General features: G+C 67.0%; 19 protein-coding genes. 9 read left to right on the top strand and 10 right to left on the bottom strand.

Going from position 1 to position 23,077, the window contains the following annotated elements:
- Positions 1-75 precede the first annotated feature (75 nt).
- The gene (locus tag H9K76_RS20180) at positions 76-501 is read right to left on the bottom strand and encodes a hotdog fold thioesterase (RefSeq protein WP_187597058.1); all 426 of its coding nucleotides are present in this window, start codon (positions 499-501) and stop codon (positions 76-78) included.
- A 292-nt stretch (positions 502-793) separates the two neighbouring features.
- Between H9K76_RS20180 and H9K76_RS20175 the strand changes: the two genes are divergently transcribed.
- Positions 794-1,951 (top strand): ABC transporter substrate-binding protein, encoded by a 1,158-nt coding sequence (locus tag H9K76_RS20175; RefSeq protein WP_187597057.1) that lies wholly within the window; start codon positions 794-796, stop codon positions 1,949-1,951.
- 102 nt (positions 1,952-2,053) lie between these two features.
- Here the strand turns inward: H9K76_RS20175 and scpC are convergent, their stop codons facing one another.
- From scpC to ubiM, 7 genes are all read right to left on the bottom strand, one after another.
- A complete protein-coding gene (scpC, locus tag H9K76_RS20170; RefSeq protein WP_246475169.1) occupies positions 2,054-3,571 on the bottom strand; it encodes a succinyl-CoA:acetate CoA-transferase ScpC in 1,518 nt (505 codons plus the stop codon).
- Between the two features lie 130 nt (positions 3,572-3,701).
- The gene (locus tag H9K76_RS20165) at positions 3,702-4,991 is read right to left on the bottom strand and encodes a solute carrier family 23 protein (protein WP_187597056.1); all 1,290 of its coding nucleotides are present in this window, start codon (positions 4,989-4,991) and stop codon (positions 3,702-3,704) included.
- 117 nt (positions 4,992-5,108) lie between these two features.
- Positions 5,109-7,022 (bottom strand): B12-binding domain-containing radical SAM protein, encoded by a 1,914-nt coding sequence (locus H9K76_RS20160; RefSeq protein WP_187597055.1) that lies wholly within the window; start codon positions 7,020-7,022, stop codon positions 5,109-5,111.
- A gap of 126 nt (positions 7,023-7,148) precedes the next feature.
- Positions 7,149-7,835 carry a histidine phosphatase family protein gene (locus tag H9K76_RS20155; RefSeq protein ID WP_187597054.1) on the bottom strand — a complete coding sequence of 229 codons (687 nt, stop codon included), beginning with the start codon at positions 7,833-7,835 and terminating at the stop codon, positions 7,149-7,151.
- A gap of 190 nt (positions 7,836-8,025) precedes the next feature.
- Complete coding sequence (locus H9K76_RS20150; protein WP_187597053.1) at positions 8,026-8,352, bottom strand: DUF4148 domain-containing protein; 327 nt, start codon at positions 8,350-8,352, stop codon at positions 8,026-8,028.
- A 95-nt stretch (positions 8,353-8,447) separates the two neighbouring features.
- Positions 8,448-8,783, bottom strand: coding sequence for a hypothetical protein (locus H9K76_RS20145; RefSeq protein WP_187597052.1), 336 nt, complete (start codon positions 8,781-8,783; stop codon positions 8,448-8,450).
- Between the two features lie 275 nt (positions 8,784-9,058).
- Positions 9,059-10,354 carry a 5-demethoxyubiquinol-8 5-hydroxylase UbiM gene (gene ubiM / locus H9K76_RS20140; RefSeq protein WP_187597051.1) on the bottom strand — a complete coding sequence of 432 codons (1,296 nt, stop codon included), beginning with the start codon at positions 10,352-10,354 and terminating at the stop codon, positions 9,059-9,061.
- Positions 10,355-10,543: 189 nt separating this feature from the next.
- On the opposite strand from ubiM, the gene H9K76_RS20135 reads away from it, so the two are divergent.
- Positions 10,544-10,780 carry a DUF6139 family protein gene (locus H9K76_RS20135; protein WP_187597050.1) on the top strand — a complete coding sequence of 79 codons (237 nt, stop codon included), beginning with the start codon at positions 10,544-10,546 and terminating at the stop codon, positions 10,778-10,780.
- Here the strand turns inward: H9K76_RS20135 and H9K76_RS20130 are convergent, their stop codons facing one another.
- On the bottom strand, positions 10,781-11,710 hold the full coding sequence (locus tag H9K76_RS20130) for a LysR family transcriptional regulator (RefSeq protein WP_187597049.1): 930 nt from the start codon (positions 11,708-11,710) through the stop codon (positions 10,781-10,783). It abuts the gene before it with no gap.
- Between the two features lie 162 nt (positions 11,711-11,872).
- Here H9K76_RS20130 and H9K76_RS20125 point away from each other — a divergent pair, with 162 nt between their 5' ends.
- From H9K76_RS20125 to pssA, 6 genes are all read left to right on the top strand, one after another.
- Positions 11,873-12,850 (top strand): Bug family tripartite tricarboxylate transporter substrate binding protein, encoded by a 978-nt coding sequence (locus tag H9K76_RS20125; RefSeq protein ID WP_187597048.1) that lies wholly within the window; start codon positions 11,873-11,875, stop codon positions 12,848-12,850.
- Complete coding sequence (locus H9K76_RS20120) at positions 12,847-14,079, top strand: CaiB/BaiF CoA transferase family protein (RefSeq protein WP_187600761.1); 1,233 nt, start codon at positions 12,847-12,849, stop codon at positions 14,077-14,079. The genes H9K76_RS20125 and H9K76_RS20120 overlap by 4 nt, the downstream gene beginning before the upstream one ends.
- A complete protein-coding gene (locus H9K76_RS20115) occupies positions 14,076-15,233 on the top strand; it encodes an acyl-CoA dehydrogenase family protein (protein ID WP_187597047.1) in 1,158 nt (385 codons plus the stop codon). The genes H9K76_RS20120 and H9K76_RS20115 overlap by 4 nt, the downstream gene beginning before the upstream one ends.
- Positions 15,234-15,262: 29 nt before the next feature.
- Positions 15,263-16,297 carry an acyl-CoA dehydrogenase family protein gene (locus tag H9K76_RS20110; protein WP_187597046.1) on the top strand — a complete coding sequence of 345 codons (1,035 nt, stop codon included), beginning with the start codon at positions 15,263-15,265 and terminating at the stop codon, positions 16,295-16,297.
- Between the two features lie 38 nt (positions 16,298-16,335).
- Positions 16,336-17,124, top strand: a complete 789-nt coding sequence (locus H9K76_RS20105) for a crotonase/enoyl-CoA hydratase family protein (RefSeq protein WP_187597045.1) — start codon at positions 16,336-16,338, stop codon at positions 17,122-17,124.
- A gap of 198 nt (positions 17,125-17,322) precedes the next feature.
- Entirely contained in the window at positions 17,323-17,946 is a 624-nt protein-coding gene (gene pssA / locus H9K76_RS20100; RefSeq protein WP_187597044.1) for a CDP-diacylglycerol--serine O-phosphatidyltransferase, read from the top strand.
- A 90-nt stretch (positions 17,947-18,036) separates the two neighbouring features.
- Here the strand turns inward: pssA and H9K76_RS20095 are convergent, their stop codons facing one another.
- Positions 18,037-22,029 carry an IPTL-CTERM sorting domain-containing protein gene (locus H9K76_RS20095; RefSeq protein WP_187597043.1) on the bottom strand — a complete coding sequence of 1,331 codons (3,993 nt, stop codon included), beginning with the start codon at positions 22,027-22,029 and terminating at the stop codon, positions 18,037-18,039.
- Positions 22,030-22,320: 291 nt separating this feature from the next.
- Here H9K76_RS20095 and minC point away from each other — a divergent pair, with 291 nt between their 5' ends.
- The gene (gene minC, locus H9K76_RS20090) at positions 22,321-23,070 is read left to right on the top strand and encodes a septum site-determining protein MinC (protein ID WP_187600760.1); all 750 of its coding nucleotides are present in this window, start codon (positions 22,321-22,323) and stop codon (positions 23,068-23,070) included.
- Positions 23,071-23,077 lie beyond the last annotated feature (7 nt).

Below are 23,077 nucleotides of genomic sequence, written 5' to 3'. Positions count from 1 at the left end.
GGTTGGCAACGAGCCCGGGCGAGTGCCCGGCCTCCGGTGCGCCGGGCCTGCGGGCGGCCCGCGCCCGCTCCCCGTTCACCGCGGTGCCAGCATCGCCATCGTGATGCGCGAGATGCATGTCAGCTCGCCCGCATCGTTGAACATCTCTATCGCCCACACCTGCGTGCTCTTGCCGATATGGACGGGCCGCGCCGTGCCCGTCACCCAGCCGTTGCGCGCGGACCGGATGTGGTTGGCGTTGATATCGAGGCCCACCGCACCCCAGCCCTCGGGCGCGCTGTAGTAGGCCCCCATGGATCCAAGGGATTCCGCCAGCACCACGCTCACGCCGCCATGCAGCAGGCCGAAAGGCTGGCGTGTGCGCTCGTCCACGGGCACGCGGCCCGTGATGAAGTCGTCGCCGACCTCCAGGATTTCTATGCCGAGATGGCGTACCGCGGTGTTGTCGCCCGAGCGATTTGCGAGCGCGACGTCGAAGGGTTTTTTCCAAATGCTTGCCATGGCGCCGATTGAATGGGCAAAGAAAGTCGCCCCCGCGCCAATTGGCCATTCGAGGCCGGGATTTGGCAGGAAAAGTGAATTGTTTGGCGCAACTCGCAACCCGTTGCGTACCAGAATCACGCACCCGGAGTTAACAAAATTTAACCTCTTTGACGCTTTGTCAGAGAGTTTGCTTGGCTTCGGTGATGGGAGTGTGTCAGCCTGGCGATGGAGTGCAGCATGTGCTCGGACATCGCCCGTTTGCGATCGAAGCCGCTCCTGGTCCCGAATGCGTCATAGGAGTTTCAGGTTCATGCAACGTCGCCAGTTTGTATCGCTCGCATCCGGTGTCGCCGCCCTGTCGGCCGCCCCTGCCTTCATCCGTAGCGCCGCGGCGCAGGAGGTGCCCGGCCTGAGCGCCAAGTCCGTCACCATCGGCTGTTCGGCGGCGATGAGCGGCCCGCTCGTGAGCTTCGGCAATGACATCCAGCAGGGCGCGGGCGCGGCGTTCGCCTTCATCAATGCACGCGGCGGCATCCATGGCCGCGGCATCCAGCTGCAGATGATGGACGACGCCTATGTGCCCGATCGCACGGTCTCCAACGTCAAGCAGATGCTGGGCGATGGCTCCGTGCTGGGCCTGCTGTCCTGCGTGGGCACACCCAACAACACCGCCATCCTGCCGCTGGTGGAAGAGGCCGGCATTCCCTACGTTGCCCCGATCACCGGCGCCTCGTCGCTGCGCAAGGGCTCGCGCAACGTGTTCCACGTGCGGGCCAGCTACACCGACGAGGTGCAGCGCCTCGTCAAGCGCCTGGCCGGCATGGGTCTCAAGGGCATCGGCATCATCTACCAGGACAACGGCTACGGACGCGAGGCGCTGGCCGACGCACAGCGCACGCTGGCCAGCCTGGACATGAAGCCGGCGATGGAGGCCGCCGTGGCGACCGACGGCTCCAACCTGGCGGACGTGTGGTCCAAGGTGTCCGCGGGCCGTCCTTCCGCCGTGCTGCTGGCGACGGCCGGCGCGGTGTCTGTCGATCTGGTGCGCGGCATGAAGAAGCATGCCCCGGGCGTGCTGATGGCGGGCCTGTCGGTGACCATGCCGGGCGATGCCCAACTCAAGCTGGGTGAAGACGGCAGCGGCCTGGCCCTGACCATGATCGTTCCCGATCCGAACCGCCCCCGCATCCAGCTGGTGCGCGACTACCAGGCCGCGATGCGCGCCAAGGGCCATAGCGAGTTCTCGCAGGGCAGCATGGAGGCCTATGTGAACGCCCGCGTGCTGGCCGAGGGCCTGGAGCGCGCCGGCAAGGATCCGTCGCCGGCGAAGCTGCGTTCCGCCCTCGCCAGCATCCGCAACTTCGACCTGGGCGGGTTCGTCGTCGACTACAACGGCCAGGCGCCCTATGTCGGCTCGCGCTACATCGACCTGGGCGTGCTCGGCAGCGCAGGGCGCTTCATCGCCTGACGTTTCCCTGAAGGGAAAAGGAAAAGGGCCCTGCTTGGGCAATGCCCGTCAGCGCTTGACGGACTGGCACTCTCTTGCACGGCCCCTTTCCCATTGCTGGCTTCAAAGCCTCATCGTGCCGGTCTTCAGGCAGCGGTCGTGCCAGGCCAGCGCTTCGCCGAGGATGTGCGGCGTGTGCTGGCCGCCGCTTTGCCGGGCGCGGTCGAAATAGTCCTGCAGCATGGGGCGGTAGTCGGGGTGTGCGCACCGGTCGATGACGATCTGCGCGCGCTGGCGCGGCGAGAGACCGCGCAGGTCGGCCAGGCCCTGTTCGGTGACGATCACCTGCGTGTCGTGTTCGGTATGGTCCACATGAGAGCACATCGGCACGATGCAGCTGATCTTGCCGCCCTTGGCGACCGAGGGCGTGACGAAGAAGTTCAGGTAGCTGTTGCGCGCGAAGTCGCCCGAGCCGCCGATGCCGTTCATCATGCTGCTGCCCAGCACGTGCGTGGAGTTGATGTTGCCGTAGATATCGGCCTCGATCATCGAGTTCATGCCGATCACACCCAGGCGGCGCACCACCTCGGGGTGGTTGCTGATCTCCTGCGGGCGCAGCACGATGCGCTCGCGGTAGTAGTCGATGTTGCCGAGGAAATCATCGAGTGCCTCGCTGCTCAGCGAGATGGCGCTGGCCGAGGCGGACTTCATCTTGCCCGCGCGAACCAGGTCGAGCATGCCGTCCTGCAGCACCTCGGTATAGCCCGTCATGCCGTCGAACGGGCCCTTGAGCAGGCCGGCCAGCACGGCGTTGGCCACGTTGCCCACGCCTGACTGCAGCGGCAGCAGCTCCTTGGGCAGTCGGCCCACCTTCACTTCATGGGCCAGGAAATCGATGATATGCGCGGCAATGCGCTCGGAGTTCTCATCGGGTGCGGCGAAGCCCGTGTTGCGGTCGGGTGCGTCGGTTTCCACGATGGCGATCACCTTGGATGGGTCGCAGCGCAGATGCGGCACGCCGATGCGGTCGTGCGGGCCATACAGCGGGATCGGCACGCGCTGCGGCGGAATGGCCGTGCCGTAGTAGATGTCGTGCATGCCGTCGAGCTGGAGCGGCAGGCGGTTGTTCACTTCCAGGATGACCTTGTCGGCCAGGTCCAGCCAGGTCTTGTTGTTGCCTACCGCCATGGTGGGCACGAAGCTGCCGTCCTCATGGATGGCGCAGACCTCGATCACCGCCACGTTGAGGTGGCCCAGAAAGCCGAACCAGGCATGCTGCGCGACGTGCGAGAGGTGCATGTCGGCAAAGTGCATCTTGCCGGTGTTGATCTTCTCGCGGCAGATCGGGTCGGACTGGAAGGGCAGGCGCATCTCCATGCCGTCCACCTTGGCGAGCGCGCCGTCGAGTTCGGGTGCGGTGGAGGCGCCGGTCCAGATGCTCACGCGGAAAGGGTGCCCCGCCTCGTGCTCGGCGGCGATGCGCGAGGCCAGCGCCTGCGGAAAGGCCTTCGGATATCCGGCCCCCGTGAAGCCGCTCATGCCGATGATGGAGCCCGGCTCGATCAGCGCCGCCGCCTCCTCGGCTGACATGATCTTCTGACGCAGGCCTGGGTGCTGGATGCGGGACGTGAGACGCAACATGGAATCTGGACTCCGAAAATGAAAGGGGGCGTTGTCCACGCCCCCTTTGGGTGATCACCTACCAAGCCCAAATCTTATCAGGCATTCCGTTGTGGATAGGTATTAACCCATGTCACCCCATATCCTGCGCTCAGTCCTCGCTGCGGTCGAGCAGCGCGTACAGGATGATCGCGCCGAACGTCGCGGTACCGATGCCGCCCAGCGCGAACTGGCCGAACTTCAGCGTGAAATCACCGGTTCCGAGGATCAGCGTGATGGCTGCAACGATCAGGTTCTTGTTCTTCGAGAAGTCCACCTTGTTTTCCACCCAGATCTTGCATCCCGCGATGGCGATCAGGCCAAAGACCACGATGGAGACGCCGCCCATCACCGGCAGGGGGATCGCCTGGATCAGTGCGCCGAACTTGGGGCTGAAACCCAGCAGGACGGCGATCATTGCGGCCACCAGGAACACGGCGGTCGAGTAGATCTTGGTGGCGGCCATCACGCCGATGTTCTCGGCGTAAGTGGTCACTCCGGTGCCGCCCAGGCCGCCGCTGACCATCGTGGCCACGCCATCGCCGATGAATGCGCGTCCCATGTACTGGTCGAGGTTCTTGCCCGTCATCGCGGTCACGGCCTTGATGTGGCCCAGGTTCTCGGCCACCAGGATGATCACCACCGGCACGATCAGCAGCATTGCCTGGGCTTCGAACACCGGTGCATGGAACGAGGGCATGCCGAACCACGGTGCGTTGATCACGCCCGACAGGTCCAGCGGCTTGCCCAGGCCCATGCCGTTCGTGAACACCGCATACAGGACCGAGGCCAGCAGCAGGCCCACGAGAATCAGCAGGCGCTGCACCATGCCCCGCGTGAATACCGCCACCAGGCCCACACTGACGAAAGTGAGTGCCTGCATCCAGCTTTCGAAATTGTTGGATGCCATGTTCTTCACGGGGATGGCGGCCAGGTTCAGGCCGATCACCGCCACGATCGCTCCCGTCACCACGGGCGGCATGAAGCGCTCGATCCAGCCGGTACCGACCGCCTGGACGATCAGGCCGACCAGCGTGTAGACCGCGCCGCAGGCGATGATGCCGCCCAGCGCCACCGGGATGTTGGGGTTGCCGCCCTTGCCCGAGTAGGCGGTCGCGGCGATCACCACGCCGATGAAGGCAAAGCTCGATCCCAGGTAGCTTGGCACCTTGCCGCCCGTGATGAGGAAGAAGATCAGGGTGCCGATGCCGCTCATGAACACCGCCATGTTGGGATCGAAGCCCATGAGGATCGGCGCCAGCACGGTGGAGCCGAACATGGCGATCACGTGCTGAATGCCCATCAGCCCGGTCTGCCCCCACGGCAGCCGCTCATCCGGCCCGATCACGCCGCCCGATTGCAGCACCTGTGAGGACCTTTCGGTCCAGTTGAATAATCCCATGACACGCTCCCGCTACAGTTTTTGACAAATGCCGCGATGGTAGGCGAAAGCGGCTGTCCGCGCGAACGGGGGAACCCACGACGGGCTGCCGCAGTTTTTTCATCGCCGGGGCTATTTTCAGTGTCGAGCCTGCAGCGCCCGCGCGATGCGGTCGCGCTTGACCGTGGTCTTGGGCACCTTGAAGGGGAACCACATGCGCACGTCGTCCTCGAGGCCGATGCCGTGCATGTAGTTGTAGATCGCCTTCTTCAGGCAGGCGCCGAGCGCGTCGTGGTCGACTCCCGTGGGATCGACGAAGCCCACGTCGTTGCGTGCGAACCGGGTAGGCGGCAGGGGGAGCAGCTCGATGCCGTATTCGCCCGGGTTCTGGCCCACGGGCGAGTGCACGGTGCAGACGAAGCGATGGAAGAACCCGCTCTGGATGCAGCCGTTCTCGAAGAGCTGGCGCACAAACTCCAGCGCATCGACGGTGTCCTGCACGGTCTGCGTGGGAAAGCCGTACATCAGGTAGGCATGCACCAGGATGCCGGCGTCGCTGAAGGCCTTGGTGACGCGTGCGACCTGCTCGACCGAGACACCTTTCTTCATCAGGTCGAGCAGGCGGTCGGATGCGACCTCGAGGCCCCCGGAGATCGCGATGCAGCCGCTGTCGGCGAGCAGGTTCGCAAGCTCGGGGGTGAAGGTCTTCTCGAAGCGTACGTTGCCCCACCACGAGATGTCGGTGTTGCGCTCGATGAGCTCTTGCGCCAGCGCCTTGAGCGCCTTCGGCGGCGCGGCCTCGTCGACGAAGTGAAAGCCCGTCTGGCCCGTCTCGGCCACGATGGCATCGATGCGGTCGGCCAGCACGCTGGCATTCGCGCCTTCGTAGCGGCCGATGTAGTCGAGCCCCACGTCGCAGAAGCTGCATTTCTTCCAGTAGCACCCATGCGCCACGGTGAGCTTGTTCCAGCGGCCGTCGCTCCACAGGCGGTGCATGGGGTTGAGCATGTCCAGCAGCGACAGATACTGGTGAAGCGGCAGGCCATCCCAGGTGGGGGTGCCGACCTCGGCGAACGCGATGTCGGCTTCCATCATGTTGATGTAGCGGACTTCGCCGGTGATGCCATCGCGCGTGAAGGTGCGCACCAGCCGCGCCGCGCCGCGCTCGCCGCGCAGGTGTTCGAGCAGCGCGAGCAGGGGGCGCTCGCCGGCGTCGAGGGTGACGAAATCGAAATGATCGAACACACGGGGCTCGGCCAGCTCGCGCAGCTCGGTGTTGACGAAGCCGCCGCCGAGCACGGTGCGGATCTGCGGATGGCGCGCCTTGAGCGTCTGCGCGATGCGGAAGGCCGCGTAGACCGAGCCCGGAAACGGCACGGACAGCAGCACCACGTCGGGCCGGTGCCGCTCGACGGCGGAGAGCGTCAGTTCGGCGAGCAGTTCGTCGACGAGCGACGGCGCCGCTGCCAGCGCATCGGCCAGCGGATCGAAGCTCGGCTGGCTGGCGGCAAGCGATTCGGCGTAGCGCACGAACTCGAAGCGCTCGTCGACGGCATCGCGCAGCACGTCGGCCAGGTCGTTGAGGTACAGCGTGGCGAGATGCTTCGCACGATCGACGAGACCGAGCGCGCCAAAGGCCCAGCCGAGCGGATCGCCGCCCTCGTCGTCCACGTAGACATCGAGCGAGGCGAAGCGCGGGCCCTCGGGCAGGTAGGCGCGGCTCACGATGCGGTGCGCGAGCGTGGTGTCGCGGCCCTGCAGGAAGGCGATCACCGGCGCGATGGTCGCAAGATACCGTGGCTGGTGTTCCACGAAGAACTGCACCGCCGGGCTGTGCTGCGCGGCAGGCAGGGCCGCGACGTGGCGGGCGACCTCGGCCAGCCCCTGCTTCGAGAGCAGGCGCAGCACCAGCGCCAGAGCCAGGTCCTCCTGCGCCGCATCGATCCCGCGCGAGCGCAGGAACCCGGTGATGTAGGCGGTGGAAGGATAGGGCGTGTTCAGCTGCGTCATCGGCGGGATGATCGACAGCACACGCTGGGTGGTGGCTGGCATGGGGGCGGATTCTTGATTCGTGGAAGCCCGCCCTGCAAAACAAAGGGCGGAGCGGAATTATCCCCGCTTCGCCCTTTGGCTGTCCCGCATGCCCCCCAACAGCCTTTCGGGGCGCGGGCTCGGGAGTCAGAGCTGCTCGAGCGTGCCGCGCACCACCTGCTTCCAGACGCTGGGAGGCTGGCCGTCGCGTACGCGCACCAGATAGACCTCGTCATTGCCCTGCTTGATGCGAGCGACGGCCTCGGGCACGGGAATGTCGAGCAGCGCGGAGAGCACCAGCGGGTTGACGCCGCCATGCGCCACGATGGCGACGGTGCCCTGCTTGTGCTGCTGGCGGATCGCGGCAACGGCATTCTTCACGCGGTTAGCCTGGGATTGCAGCGACTCGCCACCCTCCAGGTCGTCGTCGAGCACGGTGACGCGCTTGCCGAATTCCGCGAACATTGCGGCATCGCGTTCGTCTTCGTAGATGCCCTCGAACTTGCCGAACGAGCGCTCGTTGAGCTCCTTCATCGGCGTGACGGGTGTGCTGCCCGCGAAGGCGGCGGCCGTGTCCTTGGCGCGCTGCAGGCCGCTCGAGTAGATGTGGTCGAACTTCACGCCCGCGAGCTTCTGGCCGAGCTCCTGGGCCTGGCGTGTGCCGGTTTCGTTGAGCACGTTGTCGGTCGAGCCTTGCAGCTTTTTCTCCAGGTTCCACGCCGTCTGGCCGTGGCGCACCACGTAGATGTCGAGTACAGCCTCTTCGGCCGCGCGCGCGCCTTGCAGGGTCAGTGATCCAAGCAGCGCGAGTGCGCAGAGCAGTTGGGTTTTCATGGCAATGGAATGGTGGTTGAAGGGGCGCGTGAACAGCGAAGCGGCACGCTTTGAAAATCCTATGAACCACCGGTGACAACGCTGTGAATGCCTCAAGGAATGCAGGCACAAAAAAACGAGCGCGCCGTCATCACGGTCACGCTCGTTCAAGGGGGAGGCGTTTCTATGCAGGGATGCGCTCGCGCGCCGATTACTGAACCGAGCCTTCGCCGGCCAGCAGGCCGCCGTTGTGGTTGAATGCAACGGCCTCGGACTGCACCTGTGCGCGGGTCAGGGCCGACGAGGTGCCGCGGATGTCGTTCACGGGCCTGTAGGCGTCGCCACCGTTCAGTTGCAGTGTGCCGGCCTTTTGTGCGGCGTCATAGGCATTGCTTACCTGCTGGCGCGACAGGGTGCTTTGTGCGTTGGCGATATCGGGCGCGAAGCCCGCTTCGGCGCTTTGCACCTGTGCCTGTGCGGAGATGGCACCCAGGGCCATCAGGGCGATTGCAGCGGCGGAGCGAATGGTGTTCTTCATGATGTTTTCCTTTGCGTTTCCTGCCTGATGTTTTTTGCGTAGTCTGTGAGCAGGTGCTTCAGGCGAACCTCGCCTGCGCCAGGGTATCGATCGGGTTACTGAACGGAGTAGTTCTGGCCGGGCAGACGGGTCTGGTGCTGCAGCGTCGCGATGGTGTCGGCCTTCACTTCGTCACGGCTCAGCGAGGAGGGCACCTGCATCGACCTGGCCATGCTGACGCGCAGTTCATCACCGCGATTGGTGATCAGCGTGCCGTTCTGGCGGGCGACCAGCACGGCATTGGTGACCTGCTGGCGAGTGAGCGATGTCTGCACTTGGGCGAGCGGTGTCACGAACCCGGCTTCCGCGCTCTGAACCTGAGCTTGTGCGGTGGCTGCGCCCAGGGTCATCAGGGCGATTGCGGCAACGGATGGGACGGTGATGTTCTTCATGATGAAATTTCCTTCAACCTGACTTTCTTGGTGAGGGCGTTGGCGACCCAGGTTGTCAGTCGTCGGCGTTCCTTGTTCTCGTTGAACGATGGGGCCCTGGGGCTTCTCGTTCGTCGATGGATGAACTGTATTCCTCCGATACCTGTCGATAAAGTAGCAATCAAGAAACCTATTGTTCTGAATATTGAAATAGTTGATGGGAACTTTGCCGCAAGCAGGGCGCGGCAAGGGCGTGAGCGCCCTGGGCGTCACGTTGGGGGAGTGCCGGGGGCCGTTCAGTGCCCGTGGAGATGTGGACGCGCGCTGCCCGTGAGCTGCCGCACGATGGCCGCCTTGAATGGCGGCAAGCGATCGGCCCCGCCGAGCACGATGCGGCGCAGCACGCGGGGCAGGGGGCGCGCATCGGTGAACAGCCGGACGACGGCCTGCGTGCCCTGGAAGACAGGCCAGGCATGGCGATGGTGGGCCAAGGCATGGGGCCGCAGGGAGGTTGCGCTGCCGATGTCCTGCCCGGCGTCGCGCGCATTCCTGAGCGTCTGCGTGAGCCCTGCAACGCTGGAGAGTCCCAGGTTGAACCCATGCGCGGTCACCGGATGCATGCCCACGGCCGCGTCGCCAACCAGCGCAAAGCGGTGGCCCGCAAAACGGTCGGCATAGACCGCCACCAGCGGATAGGCATGGCGCTCGCCGTGCAGCACCATGTCGCCCAGGCGGCCGTCGAACTGCTGCTGCACCGTGGCCGCGAAGGCTTCGGCGGACAGGGCCATCAGGGCCGTGGCGTCGGCAGTGCCCGCCGTGACCACGGTGGAGCACAGGTGTGCGCCGGTGCCGGGGTCATCCGGCAGCGGCAGGATGGCCAGCGTGCGCTCGTAGCCGAAGCATTCGTGTGCAATGTCCCCGTGTGGCCGTGCGTGCAGCATGCGGCAGACGATCACGGTGCGGCCGAAATCGGTCATCCGCGCGCCCACGCCAAGCTGCCTGCGCGTCGCGGAAAAGCGGCTGTCGGCGGCCACGACGAGCGGGGCATGCAGCGTCTGCGCGGCAGGATCACCGCCGCGCGTGAACTCCACCTGGGCTCCGTGCCGCGAGGTGCCGGCATGCAGCACCCGGGCCTCGTCGAGGATGCGCACGTGCGCACTCCCGGCGGCCACGGCCCAGGCCGTCCGGCGCAGCGCGGAGTTGGGAACGATGGCCCCGAGATGCGAGACACCGCTGCCGTGGGAATCGAGCTGCATGCCGGCCAGTGCGCGCAGCGGGCCGTCGTGCACCTGCGCCTCGCGGATGCGGCCTGTCTCGTGGGGCTGGAGCAGCTGCCAGCTGCCCAGCTGCGTGAGCAGCTGCACGCTGGGATGCGTGAGCGCGATCTCGCGGCCGTCATCCGCAGGGCGGGCCAGCGTGTCGGCGGATTGCTGCTCGAGGACGATGCTCGAGAATCCGGCCTGCGACAGCGCGGCCGACAGTGACAGCCCGGCCGGGCCGCCGCCCACGATCAGTACGTCGCAGTCGTGTGCGGGCGGGATGGAGGGAGAGGAGGCTGCGGTGGAGGCGGTGGCGAAGGCGTTCGGGATCATGTCGGCAACTCGTGTCCGGGGAAGGTGGGACAGGCTCATAGGCCGAAACATTGTGTGACGCTCTGTCTGCATGGGCATTGCCCTGGGTCAAGACTGGTAGGTCTTCTCCTACCCCACGTGCGTGCTGCGCATCTTAGAGTGGTCAGTCAAGCCCTTCCCATTCACTCATTGGAAATCGAGGACAAGCACATGTTCGTGAACGTATTCCGCCGCGACGAAGGCCGGGGCAAGTTTTCGCATCTCGTGGTGCCCGTGGGCAAGAACATTCCCCAGGAAGTCACCAATTGGGACTGGCACGACGAGGAGCGCAACAAGGACCTCAACGAGGACCTGGACCGCTGGCCCGAGTACGGCATCGAGGCACCGGGCCGGCAGCTCAAGGAAAAGGGCTACGCGATCACCAGCCTCCATGAAATGACGAGTTGATCAGACCGGGCTGTCGAGGTTGGCCACGCCGCCGCGCGCGGCCTTCGTCACGCGCAGCACGTGCTCGGTGAAGCGCTCGACCGCCCGGTTGTTGCCGCCGGGCAGCCGCGCCAGCGCAATCCCCACGTGGAATCCCGGCGGGTTGTCGGTGAGCGCGAGGCACTTGATGCCGCGCGGCATCATCAGCCGTGACACGCTGGCCACCAGCCCCACGCCGAGCCCCGATGCCACCAGGCTCATGATGGTGTGCACCTGCATCGCCTCCTGCGCCACGCGAGGCACGAAGCCCGAGAACTGGCAGCGCATCATCGCCAGCGCGGCCAGCCCGGGCACTCTGTCGGCGGGATACAGGATGAACGGCTCGTCCGCTGCCTCCGACAGCGCAACCGCATCGCGCGCAGCCAGGGGGCTGTGCTCGTTCACCGCGAGCACGAAATCGTCGCGATCCAGCGGCAGGATCTCGAAGCCGCTCGGGTCAAGCACCGGGTAGCGCAGCAGCCCGGCATCGAAGCGGCGCGTGAGCAGGCCCTCGAGAATCTCGGAGGACGTGGCCTCGCTCAGCTCGAGTTCCATTTTCGGGTACCGCGCGCGCAGCGATGGGATCAGCTCGGGCAGCATCGCATAGGTGGCCGAACCGATGATGCCCAGCCGCACGAGGCCGCCTTCCCCGCTGCGCACATCCTGCACCGCATGCCGGCAGCGCTCCGCGTGCAGCAGCGTGATGCGCGCATCCGTCAGCATGGCCTCGCCCGCGGGAGTGAGCAGCACGCCCGAGGTGGTGCGCTCGAACAGCGGGCTGCCGAGCTCCTCCTCCAGCTTGCGGATGGACACCGAAAGCGGCGGCTGCGCCATGTGCAGCTGCTCGGCCGCGCGATGGAAATTGCCCGTTTCGGCGAGCGTGACGAACTGGCGCAACTGGCGCAGATTCATGGATGGAGGCGCTCCGCTCAATACTGAATGAATATCAGTTTGCAAAAAACTAATATTAGACGCAGACAACCGCGCTGCATAGAGTGTGACCTCCAGTTGAGAGCGCGTGCATGGGACGGTAGCAACCGCCAGGCACTACAGAGACTTCCAAGGAGACAACACATGCAGTTCACCACCACCCGCAGGGCCGTGCTTTGCGCCTTGGCGCTCTCCGCCGTCGTTCCGGCCATTGCGCCGGCCGCCGAGAGCTTTCCTTCCAGGCCGATCAAGTTCATCGTGCCGTTCGGCCCGGGCAGCGGCACCGACACGTCCGCGCGCTTTTTCGCCAAGAAGCTGCAGGACCTGACCGGCCAGGCCGTGGTGGTGGAAAACAAGCCGGGCGGCAATGGCTTCCTGGCCGTGAAATACGTGCTCACGCAGCCTGCCGACGGCTATACGGTCTTCATTGGCAGCAATTCCACGCTGGCCGTGAATGCGGCGCTGTTCAAGCAGTTGCCCTACGACCCGGTGGCCGATTTCTCCCCGCTCACGATGATGATGCGCTCGCCGGCCATGCTGGCGGTGGCACCGGGTGCGCCCTTCAAGGATCTGCCGGAGTTGATCGCCTATGCCGGGGCTCATCCCGGCAAGGTGAACTTCGGCGCGGGATCGGCAGGCTATCAGCTCATGGGCGAACTGTTCAACGACCAGGCCAGGGTGCAGACCGTGTACGTGCCCTTCAAGGGCGCAGGCGAGACGATGACGGCCGTGGCGGCGGGCACCGTCGAGTACACCTTCGCCGAAGTCACCGCCGTGCAGGAACTTGCCAAGGGCGGCCGCGTGAAGGTGTTCGCCGTGGCGTCCGACAAGCGTGTCGCGTCGGCCTCCGACGTGCCCACGTTCTCCGAGGCCGGGCTGCCGGGCTTCGAGGCCTACACATGGGTGGGCGCGATGGTCAGCCACAAGACACCCGCTGCCGAAACGCAGAAGCTTGCCGAGCTGTTCACCCAGATCTCGAAGATGGATGAGACGCGCGCGTTCTACGAGCGCCTGGGCGCAACGCCGATGACCGGCGGGCCGCAGCAGATGCGCGAATTCCAGAAGAAGGAGATCGAGCTGTGGAAGCGCATCGTCATCCAGGCCAAGGTACCGCAGCAATGATGGCGGCGGGCGCGCTCGGGCATATCCGGGTGCTCGATCTTTCGCGCGTGCTGGCGGGGCCCTGGGCGGGCCAGACACTGGGCGACCTGGGGGCAGAGGTCATCAAGATCGAACGCCCCGGCGCGGGCGACGACACGCGCGCCTGGGGGCCCCCGTTCGTGCAGGATGCCGATGGCCATCCCACCGGCGAGTCGGCCTACTACATGTGCGCCAACCGCAACAAGCAGTCGGTGGCGGTGGATATCACCCGGCCCGAAGGCCAGCGCATCGTGCGCGACCTGGCGGCGCAATGCGATGTGCTGATCGAGAACTTCAAGACCGGTGGGCTGGCGCAGTACGGGCTCGACTACGACAGCATGGCGCGGCTCAACCCGCGCCTCGTCTACTGCTCCATCACGGGATTCGGCCACGACGGGCCGTATGCGCACCGCGCGGGATACGACTTCCTCATCCAGGGCATGGGTGGCCTCATGAGCATCACGGGCAAGCCCGATGGCGAGCCCGGCGGCGGGCCGGTGAAGGTGGGCGTCGCGCTCACCGACATCCTCACGGGGCTGTATGCGAGCACCGCGATCCTGGCTGCGCTGCAGGCGCGCGAGCACACCGGGCGCGGCCAGCATATCGACCTGGCGCTGCTGGACGTGCAGGTGGCATGCCTCGCCAACCAGGGCATGAACTACCTCTACGGCGGAACGGTGCCGGCGCGCATGGGCAATGCGCACCCGAACACGGTGCCCTACCAGGACTTTCCCACGGCCGACGGCCACATGATTCTCGCGATCGGCAACGACGGCCAGTTCGCGCGTTTCGCCCACGCGATCGGCGAGGCGGGGTGGGCGCAGGATGGCCGCTTCGCGACCAATGCCGCGCGGCTCGAACACCGCGTCGAGCTCGTGGCGATGATCCGCGAGCGCACCATGGGCAGAACGACGAAGGACTGGATTGCCCTGCTCGAGCAGCACGCCGTTCCCTGTGGTCCGATCAACACCGTGCGCGACGTTTTCGACGACCCGCAGGTGCAGGCCCGTGGCATGCAGCGCACCATGGCGCATCCGCAGGCCGGCGACGTGCCCATCGTCGCAAGTCCCCTGCGCCTGTCCGGCACGCCCGTCGACTACCGGCTGCCGCCGCCGCAGATCGGGCAGCACACCGACGAGGTGCTCGCACGCCACCTGGGAATCGACGCGCAGCAGCTCGAACAACTGAAACACATGGGGGTACTGGCATGAGCACACTCGACTCATTGCATCTCACACGCATTCCCGCAGAGGACGAGGCGCTGCGCGGCGAAGTGCGCGCCTTCCTGGCCGAGGCCACGCGCGGCATGCCCGCTCATGTTCGCGCGCGGTCCTGGGGCGGCTACAGCACCGACTTCAGCCGCCAGCTGGGCGCCAGGGGCTGGCTGGGAGTCACGCTGCCCACGGAGTACGGCGGCGGCGGGCGCAGTGCCTTCACGCGCTACGTGCTGCTGGAGGAGTTCCTCAACTTCGGCGCGCCGGTCGGGTCGCACTGGATTGCCGATCGCCAGAGCGCTCCACTGATCCTCAAGTACGGCACCGAGGCGCAAAAGCGCTTCTACATTCCCCGGGTCTGCCGGGGCGAGGCTTTCTTCTGCATCGGCATGAGCGAGCCCAACTCGGGCTCGGACCTGGCCAGCGTGCGCACGAAGGCCGTACCCAACGACAAGGGCTTCCTGCTGAACGGCCAGAAGATCTGGACCACCAACGCCCACCACTGCCAGTACATGATCGCGCTGGTGCGCACGTCGGGCACGGGCGAGGACCGCCACAAGGGACTGTCGCAGGTGATCGTCGACCTGTCGCTGCCGGGCGTGACGGTGCGTCCCATCCAGGACCTGTCGGGCGACAGCCACTTCTGCGAGGTGTTCTTCGAGAACGTGCAGCTCGGCCCGGATGCGCTCATCGGCAACGAAGGCCAGGGGTGGGAGCAGGTCACCGCCGAGCTCGCCTTCGAGCGCAGCGGGCCGGAACGCCTGTTCTCGTCCATCGTGCTGTTCGACCAATGGCTGGACTATGTCCGTACGCCCGAGGGCCGTACGCCCTCCGCGCGGCAGCTGGCGGGGCGGGTCCTGACCGAGCTCGCACCCCTGCGCGCAATGTCGATCTCGGTGCAGGAGAAGCTCACGCGCGGCGAAAGCCCCATCGTCGAGGCGGCGCTGGTGAAGGAGCTCGGCACCACGCTGGAGCAGTTCATTCCCGCGGCGATTGCCGAAGACCTGTTCTCGCGCGATGCGCAGGACGTGCCGGTGGAGCTCCTGATGACGCTGAAGTACGTGACGGAGGCTTCGCCCTCGTTCTCGCTGCGCGGCGGCACGCGCGACATCCTGCGCGGCATGATCGCGCGCGGCCTGGGCCTGCGTTGACCACCACCGGCAAGAAGGAGTCATCCATCATGAGCAACAACAACAACGAAGACCTGTTTGCCGATGCCGCACGGCAGGTGCTGGCCGACCAATGCACGCCGCAGGCCGTGCGCGCGATCGAGAACGCCGGCAATGCGGCGCCGCAGGCACAGGCGCTGTGGGAGCAGCTCGAAGCCACCGGCCTGGCCGACGCCATGCTGGGCGAGGAGCAGGGCGGCGCGGGCCTGGGGCTCCAGGACCTGTTCGGCGTTCTGGCGCAGTGCGGGGCCCACGCCCTGCCTCTGCCGCTCGCCGACACCATGGTGGCTCGCGCGCTGCTGGCGCGCGCCGGCATGGATGCGCCCAGGTCGCGCATCGTGCTGGCGCAGGCCACGAGCGCCGCGGATGGCGGCGTGAGCGCGCCTCTGGTGCGCGATGCGCGCGTGGCGCAGTCGGCACTGGTGCAACGGGGAGATGAATGGCGGTTGCTGGACCTGTCGTCCGCCCGGCTTTCGCCGCAGGCGCAGGCGCTGGACGCGGGCGTGCAATGGAGCGCCGATCACTGGCACTCCGCGCCGCCGCTTGCGCTGCCGGCCGGAACCGATGCGCGCACACTGCAGGCCGCCGTGGTCGCCGCGCAGATGGCGGGGGCGCTCCAGGCGGTGTTCGACCGTACGCTGCAGTACGCCAACGAGCGCCAGCAGTTCGGCCGCCCGATCGGCAAGTTCCAGGCGATCCAGCACCAGTTGGCCGTGATGAGCGAACATGTGTTTGCCGCCCGGATGGCAGCCCAGCTGGCCTGCAGCGGCCCGGGCGTGAAAGTGGCTCGCTTGCGCGTGGCCACGGGCAAGGCGCGCTGCAGCCAGGCGGCGCTGGCCGTGTCGGAAACCGCGCATGCCATCCATGGCGCGATCGGCTTCACCGAGGAATACGATCTGCAACTCTTCACGCGGCGCCTGCATGCCTGGCGGCAAACCGCCGGCAGCGAAGGCTATTGGCAGGGCGTTGCAGGCGAGGCGCTGCTGGACGCAGAGGGCATGACGCTCGATGTGATCCGCCGGATCACCGACGTGGAGACAGCCTGAGCGCAACGGATGAACGTATCTCAAGGAGACAACAACCCATGGCATTCCTGACGATCGAACGCGAGGGCGCAGTGCTCATCGCCACCATGAACCAGCCGGAGACGCGCAATGCGCTGACCGGCAACACCGCCGTCGATGAATTCGTGAAGCTGTGCGACGACGTGCGCGCGGACACGGGCATCAAGGTGGTCATCCTCACGGGTGCGGGCCCCATCTTCAGCTCGGGCGGCAACGTGAAGGACATGAAGCGCTTCTTCGACGACGCGCTCACGCCCGACATGATCCGCGAGGAGTACCGCCAGGGCATCCAGCGCATCCCGAATGCGCTCTACCAGCTCGACGTGCCGGTCATCTGCGCCGTCAACGGCCCGGCCATCGGCGCTGGGCTCGATCTCACCTGCATGTGCGACATCCGCATTGCCGCGGACACCGCGACCTTCGCCGAGTCGTTCGTGCGCGTGGGCATCGTGCCGGGCGACGGCGGCGCCTGGCTGCTGCCGCGCGCGGTCGGCATGGCCAAGGCGTCGGAGATGGCATTCACCGGCGAGGCGATCGACGCCGCGGAAGCGCTCGCGTTCGGCCTCGTCTCCCGCGTGGTTCCCGGCGACCAGCTGATGGCCGAGGCCAGGAAGCTGGCGGTCAGGATCGCCGCCAACCCGGGGGCCGTGATGCGCATGACCAAGCGCCTGTTGCGCGAGGGCGAGCATGCCTCGCTGGCGTCCCTGCTCGAGATGTCGGCGGGCTACCAGGCCATCGCCCACAAGACGGCGGACCACCGCGAGGCCGTGACGGCCTTCATCGAGAAACGTCAACCTCGGTTCCGTTGAAGGAGGTGGCGGTACAGGGGCTGAGATGCGGGGCAGGTGCGCGGATTTCGGTACGATAATCCGCGACTTCGTTTCGCACCGCTCCCTGCACTGAGCACTTTCGCTACCCCTTTCTTTCCGAAGGGGCGCCATACCCCCGTGATGCTAGAGGGGTGCCTGAGTTCATGGATCGGTGCATGAAACCTTCATAATGCCGATATGACCGTTCCACCAAAACGCTTTTCAATGATCCGCGAGTTCCATCTTGCGGACTGGTTCACACTGGGAAATGCCGTCTGTGGCGTCGGTGCGCTGTTTTCGGCAATGACGTTCCTGGAGACAGTGGACGTCAAGCACATTTATTTCGCAGCGGCCCTGGTTTTTGCCGCGCTCGTGTTCGATGTGCTCGACGGCCGCATCGCCCGCTGGCGGCAGAAGTCGTCCGCCATGGGGCGCGAGCTCGACTCGCTGGCCGACGTGATCTCGTTCGGCGTGGCACCCGCAATCATCGCCTATGCCTGCGGCATGCAGGGGATGTACGACCGCATCGTGCTGGCCTTCTTCGTGGCCTGCGGCGTGTCGCGCCTGGCGCGCTACAACGTCACGGCGGAAACCCTCTCCGAGGGCGCCTCGGGCAAGGTGAAGTATTTCGAAGGCACGCCCATTCCCACGTCGTTCCTGCTGGTGCTGGTGCTGGGCGTCGCCGCGTCGATGGGGGCCGTGCGCGAGCACCTGTGGTTCGGCAAGGTGGCTATCGCCGGCTTCACCCTGCATCCGCTGGTGCTGCTGTTTGCGCTGTCGGGCTCGCTGATGATCAGCCGCATCAAGATTCCCAAGCTCTGACGCACACCCTGACGCATACGGCGGCCCGTCCATTGAAAAAGGCTCGCGGATGGTGACATCCGCGAGCCTTTTTCCCTTGTCTGGCAGGGGTTACAGCCTGCGCCTGCGCACGCCGAGGAATGCGGCGCCACCGAGCACCAGCGCCAGCAGTGCGCGGCCGGCCTCGGACAGCGTCGGCACGCTCGTGGCCTGAACGGGCGGCGTCGTGGTGGACAAGGGTGCCACCACGAACACGGGATCGACGATCACGCTGTTGACGAGCCCGTCCTCATCCCCCTCTCCGCCATCGCTGACAGAGAAGCTGCCCGACGTGCGCGCGGCGTTGAAGCCGGCCCGCACGTCGTGCCAGTGCGGCTGCGCATTGGCCGAGGTCGGACCGAACTTCCACAGCATGGCGTTCCCGGGCGCGGCCTGCGGGAAATTCAGGGCGACCGTCGCCGGTCCGCTGCCGGAGCCCCCTGCGAGCACGAAGCCAAAGCCGGTGGGCCACACGAAACGGTAGCCGGGAGGTAGCGCCGGCAGCGATGCGCTCGATGCGGCGCCCGGGGAGTTGGCGGCGAATTGCCAGCCGTTGCCGCTGACCGTGCCGCTGCTGCCGTCGGCGCCGGGAAGCTGGCTGCCTGCCAGCGCCGGCAGCCGGATCTCGAAGCTGCGTTCCACCGGAGCAGGGGCGGGGGTGCCGGCTGCGGGCGCCTGGGTGGCCTTCAGCGTGCAGGTGCCAGCGCGCAGCAGGGTGACGGTCGCACCGGTGGTTCCCGTGCCTGCGCAGACCTGCGGCGTGAGGCTGGAGAAGTTCACCGGCCCGCCCGACGCACCGCCCGTGGCGGTCACATGCACCGCGGGACTGCCGAGCAGGCGGTCTGCCGGCTGTGGAAAGTCGATGGCCTGGCCGGCGGGCGTGGCCTGGGTGCGCACCTCGGCGCGGGCGGCGAGGCTCGGGGCTCCGGCATCCGGTACAACGATGGCATAGGCGACGTAGGCCGTGTCCGCTGCAAGCCCTTGTGCCTGCAGCGTGACGGGCTGGCCTGCGGCCGAAGGTGTTCCGGTGGGCGGGTTGCGCCAGAGCGCGGCCTGCCCCCGGGCGTCGAGGCCCGCGCGGATCTGCTCCCAGCTGGGCTCCGCGGAGCCGGCCGGCAGCACGACGGCGTGCAGTGCTCCGGCCTGCGCTGCGGAGAGGGTCAGGTCGGCCGAGGCGTTGCCACTCGCGGCAGCCGACAGGCCGAGCCGGGGCAGCGCGGCAATGCGGATGGCATCGCTTCGGAATTTCTTCCAGGCGGCATAGGGCAGGTCCTTGGCCACGGTGGTGTCGCCATAGAACACGGCGTCACCACAGTCGCTGATGATGGTGCTCGTGCCGCCCTGGGCCAGGGCATCGGGCAGGGCGGCGATGCCCTCGGCGGAGCATTGCACGGCGGGCGGCGTGATGGGCGCGAGGTTGGCGTCCAGCGCACGCACGTTGAGCGCCAGACCCGCGCTGCTCACCCGGCCGTCCCACGAGAACAACCGGAAATCCCGAGGCGCCGTGCCGGTGGCGCCGTTGGGCGGACCGGCGACGATCAGGTATTCACCGGCGGTATTCCTGCGGATTTCGCGGATGCCGCGTCCTCCGAGATCCAGCCGGATCGGCCCGCCGATCTGCGCGCTGCCCTTGGTGCCGCCGTTGTCGGCCAGCAGGGCGGCGTAGTGGCCCACGGGAATGATCAGCGCATGGGTGCGGCCCGTGGCCACGTCCGGCGTGACGGCCGGCTGGCCGGGTGCACTGACCAGCGGCGCGCGAAAGCCCAGCCAGATGTGCGCATCGTCGGGGCTGATCGTGCTGCCTTCGATGGAGAAGCCCGAGAGGGTATCGGTTTCGGGCGCCTTGAGCGGGTTCTTGTCGCCGCCGTCGGAGCTCGACACCAGGCCCAGATGGTCGGCGCCCAGGCCGTGGCCGTTGGCGGCATCCCAGGCGCGCAGGTCCTCGCGCAGCCACTGGTAGTAGCCCGCGGCCCGGGTGCTGTGGTCGGCCGGATTCACGTCGATGGCGAACAGGCGCCAGCGATCGGGGCGCGACCGGCCGTTCTTGTTGTTCGAGTGCGAGCCGGCAACGTACATGCGGTTGCCGACGAGGAAGCTCGACTCCATGTCCACTTCGCCATCCGCGTCGCATTTGGCCAGTCCCGTGAAGCCGGTGTTCGAGCAGCTTGCGGCATTGGAGAGGCCCAGCGAGGCGTCTGGAACCAGCTGGCTCACGGGCAGGCCGCCGGTCCGTGGGTCGAAGGCGAACAGCGAGTTCCCTCCGGACAGGGCGTTGCCCGAGGCATCCTGGGCAGGTGCCTCGTCGTCCACGACCAGCAGCGTGTCCGTGCCGGGCACGGTGAGTGCAGAGGATGCATCCGAGCGGCCGGCGAACCAGCGTGTATCGGTGTTCGAGACCGATCCCGCGGACGCCGCATAGTGCAGGGTGCGCGTGATGGAGGCGCTGCCCGATGCAATGGTCAGCGTGACGTCGCTGTAGCCCACGCCCCTGGGAGTGAGCTTCAGCGACACCGTGCCGCCGTTGTTCTGCACGACCACCCCGGTGCCGTCCAGCACGGCGGGGTTGCTGGAGGCGGCCGTGACCTGGAGTGCGCCCGCGTCGCCGGCAGGGTCGGCCACGGTGAAGCTCAGGCCCTGTGTGGCGAGCGGGTCCGCCGCATCGCCGACCACGCCGGAATAGGCCGCGTCGGCGGGCAGGGTCGCGGTGGGAGGCAGGGCACCGCCGCTGGCACTGCCCTGGGCCACGGCGCTCGCGCTGCCGCCCAGGCTGTTGACCGCGCGCACGCGGGCCTTCTGGCCCGCCTGGAGATCCATCAGCGCCACGCTGGTGCCCACGGCAATGCGGGACTGGGCCACGGTGGCAAAGCCGTCGCCGGAGACTTCCACGACATGGAAGGCGGCTGGTGCGCCCGCACCGGCGCTCCACGACACGTTGGCCTGGCCCGGCCCGGTGTTGGCGAGAGTGGCGCCGGTGGGGGCTGACGGCACGGCAGCGGGCGACAGGGCCTGGGGCGTGGCCGCGAGGCCGTAGAACACATTTCCACCCTGCGGCGCCAGCAGGGGCTGGGGAGCGCTGAGCGCAGGCTGCGCCCCCGATGTGTCGAACACGCGGTAGACATTGCCGCTGCCATCCGTGACCATCAATAGCGCGTGTCCGTCACCCGTGGGCATGGCGACAAGGCCGTGCACCTCGGCGGTGTCGCCGATGGATGTGGTGGCGCTCAGCGTCCAGGTGCCGGCGTTCAGGACGTACTTTTGGATCGCCGGCGGCTTGGCGTCGTTGGCCGCTACGTACAGGGTGTCGGCGCTGTCGCTGCCCGCCTGGAGACGCACGAATGCGATCCCGCGGAAATTGTTGGTGGTGATGCTGTTCACCTTGGCGACGGTCGCCTTGCCGGACTTGGGAAGTGCCGGGCTCACGAGGTTGAGCGTGCCCTTGCCGGCCAGGGAGACATGCAACTGTCCGCCGCTGATGGCGAGTCCCTGCGAGTTCGCGCCATAGAGGGCGGCGGATGCGCCGCTGCCGCCGACATACCAGAGACCGCCGTTGGCATCGACATCGGCCTTGCCGCTGGTCCATGCACCCTGGCAGTCGTCGGTGGCGGCGCTGCGGATGGAATCCGTGGAATAGGCCGCGTCGCCGAGCTTGCGAAGCCCGCCGATCAGTCCGCCATCCGCGCCGACCAGTGCCACGGCCCGGTTGACTGCAGCGGCTGTCGTTGCCTTGATCTTGAGCGTTGCGCTGGCGGGAGCCGCATACCCGGGCACCGCCAGGCACCGGCCATCGGCCGAGAGCGTGAGCAGGCCCTCGGAGCCGGTGCTGGAGGCGGCCAGCGAATCGGCCGTTTCCGACGTGAGGGGAACGCTTTGCACCAGCGTGCCGTCCACGTCGTACTCGTCGAGGAAGACCGACTTGGCGCCGCCCTCGCTGCCCACGCGGTAGGCAACGAAGTTGCCGTTCTGAAACGCCGCGGCCCAGCCGGCCTGCGGCGCAGCCAGGGACGCGGCCAGCGCGAGCGTGGCTGCCGTGATCGTCTTGACGGTGAAGGTGGCTTGGTGATTCACGGCAAATGTCTCTCGGATGCGTTTCGTTGCAAAGCGATGCAATTTGCCTATGAGTGATGTCAATATCGTGACAGCCAGCTAAAAGGTAGGGTGCGGAGGCTTGCGCGGCGCCCACTCCCCTCGCTGAGAGAAACGTACTGATGCAGCAATTGCCCTGGCCCGCTGTACACTGCGCTCTCAAGACCCTCCCTGCGGGCGCCGCGAGGCATGCAGGCAGGCTTGTTCCCTGCGGTTCGTGCAGCGGGTTGCCGCCGCGCAGCCGCTGTTTTCGTGACCCCACCACTTCTGTTCATGGCCGTTGATACGGCGGGCCAGGCCCGCACCAGTTTTGACCTCAAGAGCGCACAGTTGCCGGTGGTAGCCGTGGTGCTCAAGAGTCCCGATATCTCAGCATTCGCGGCCGAACTGGATGCGCGTCTGGCCGACGATCCCGAATTCTTCGACAACGACCCCATCCTGATCGACCTGGCCGCGGTGCGCGAGGCGGAGGAGCCCATCGACTTCGCGGCCATCGTGCGCGAGCTGCGCAAGCACCACACGCAACCCGTGGCGGTGCGCGGCGGCAGCGAGGAGCAGACCCGGGCCGCGCATGACGCGGGCCTGATCGCGGCTCCCGATGCGCCGGCACGCGAGCGCGCGGCGCCGCGCGAGGTCGAGGTGCGCGAGGTGATCCGCGAGGTCGAGGTTCCGGTCCATGTGCCCGGCGAGGGCGTCCCCACCGTGGTGGTGGACAAGCCGTTGCGGTCGGGCCAGCAGGTCTATGCCCGCGGCGGCGACCTGGTGGTGATGGCCGTGGTCAGTTTTGGGGCCGAGGTGATCGCCGACGGCAACATCCATGTCTACGCGCCGCTGCGTGGCCGGGCGATTGCCGGCGCGAGGGGCGACACCAGCGCCCGGATCTTCAGCACCTGCATGGAGCCGCAGCTGGTCTCGATCGCCGGGATGTACCGGGCCATCGAGACTGACCTGCCGGCAGAGGTGCACGGCAAGCCGGCGCAGGTGCGGCTTTCCGGCGAGAAGCTGCTGATCGATCCGCTCTGAGGCACGG

The sequence above is a fragment of the Diaphorobacter ruginosibacter genome (assembly GCF_014395975.1).
In the GTDB taxonomy this organism is placed as follows: domain Bacteria; phylum Pseudomonadota; class Gammaproteobacteria; order Burkholderiales; family Burkholderiaceae_C; genus Diaphorobacter_A; species Diaphorobacter_A ruginosibacter.
The sequence above is the reverse complement of the archived record's forward strand: the minus strand, read 5'-3'. Positions and strand labels throughout refer to the sequence as shown.

Excerpts from the sequence above, each read along its gene's own strand:
- H9K76_RS20180 (WP_187597058.1), bottom strand. The coding sequence starts at position 501 with ATGGCAAGCATTTGGAAAAAACCCTTCGACGTCGCGCTCGCAAATCGC.
- H9K76_RS20175 (WP_187597057.1), top strand. The coding sequence starts at position 794 with ATGCAACGTCGCCAGTTTGTATCGCTCGCATCCGGTGTCGCCGCCCTG.
- scpC (WP_246475169.1), bottom strand. The coding sequence starts at position 3,571 with ATGTTGCGTCTCACGTCCCGCATCCAGCACCCAGGCCTGCGTCAGAAG.
- H9K76_RS20165 (WP_187597056.1), bottom strand. The coding sequence starts at position 4,991 with ATGGGATTATTCAACTGGACCGAAAGGTCCTCACAGGTGCTGCAATCG.
- H9K76_RS20160 (WP_187597055.1), bottom strand. The coding sequence starts at position 7,022 with ATGCCAGCCACCACCCAGCGTGTGCTGTCGATCATCCCGCCGATGACG.
- H9K76_RS20155 (WP_187597054.1), bottom strand. The coding sequence starts at position 7,835 with ATGAAAACCCAACTGCTCTGCGCACTCGCGCTGCTTGGATCACTGACC.
- H9K76_RS20150 (WP_187597053.1), bottom strand. The coding sequence starts at position 8,352 with ATGAAGAACACCATTCGCTCCGCCGCTGCAATCGCCCTGATGGCCCTG.
- H9K76_RS20145 (WP_187597052.1), bottom strand. The coding sequence starts at position 8,783 with ATGAAGAACATCACCGTCCCATCCGTTGCCGCAATCGCCCTGATGACC.
- ubiM (WP_187597051.1), bottom strand. The coding sequence starts at position 10,354 with ATGATCCCGAACGCCTTCGCCACCGCCTCCACCGCAGCCTCCTCTCCC.
- H9K76_RS20135 (WP_187597050.1), top strand. The coding sequence starts at position 10,544 with ATGTTCGTGAACGTATTCCGCCGCGACGAAGGCCGGGGCAAGTTTTCG.
- H9K76_RS20130 (WP_187597049.1), bottom strand. The coding sequence starts at position 11,710 with ATGAATCTGCGCCAGTTGCGCCAGTTCGTCACGCTCGCCGAAACGGGC.
- H9K76_RS20125 (WP_187597048.1), top strand. The coding sequence starts at position 11,873 with ATGCAGTTCACCACCACCCGCAGGGCCGTGCTTTGCGCCTTGGCGCTC.
- H9K76_RS20120 (WP_187600761.1), top strand. The coding sequence starts at position 12,847 with ATGATGGCGGCGGGCGCGCTCGGGCATATCCGGGTGCTCGATCTTTCG.
- H9K76_RS20115 (WP_187597047.1), top strand. The coding sequence starts at position 14,076 with ATGAGCACACTCGACTCATTGCATCTCACACGCATTCCCGCAGAGGAC.
- H9K76_RS20110 (WP_187597046.1), top strand. The coding sequence starts at position 15,263 with ATGAGCAACAACAACAACGAAGACCTGTTTGCCGATGCCGCACGGCAG.
- H9K76_RS20105 (WP_187597045.1), top strand. The coding sequence starts at position 16,336 with ATGGCATTCCTGACGATCGAACGCGAGGGCGCAGTGCTCATCGCCACC.
- pssA (WP_187597044.1), top strand. The coding sequence starts at position 17,323 with ATGACCGTTCCACCAAAACGCTTTTCAATGATCCGCGAGTTCCATCTT.
- minC (WP_187600760.1), top strand. The coding sequence starts at position 22,321 with ATGGCCGTTGATACGGCGGGCCAGGCCCGCACCAGTTTTGACCTCAAG.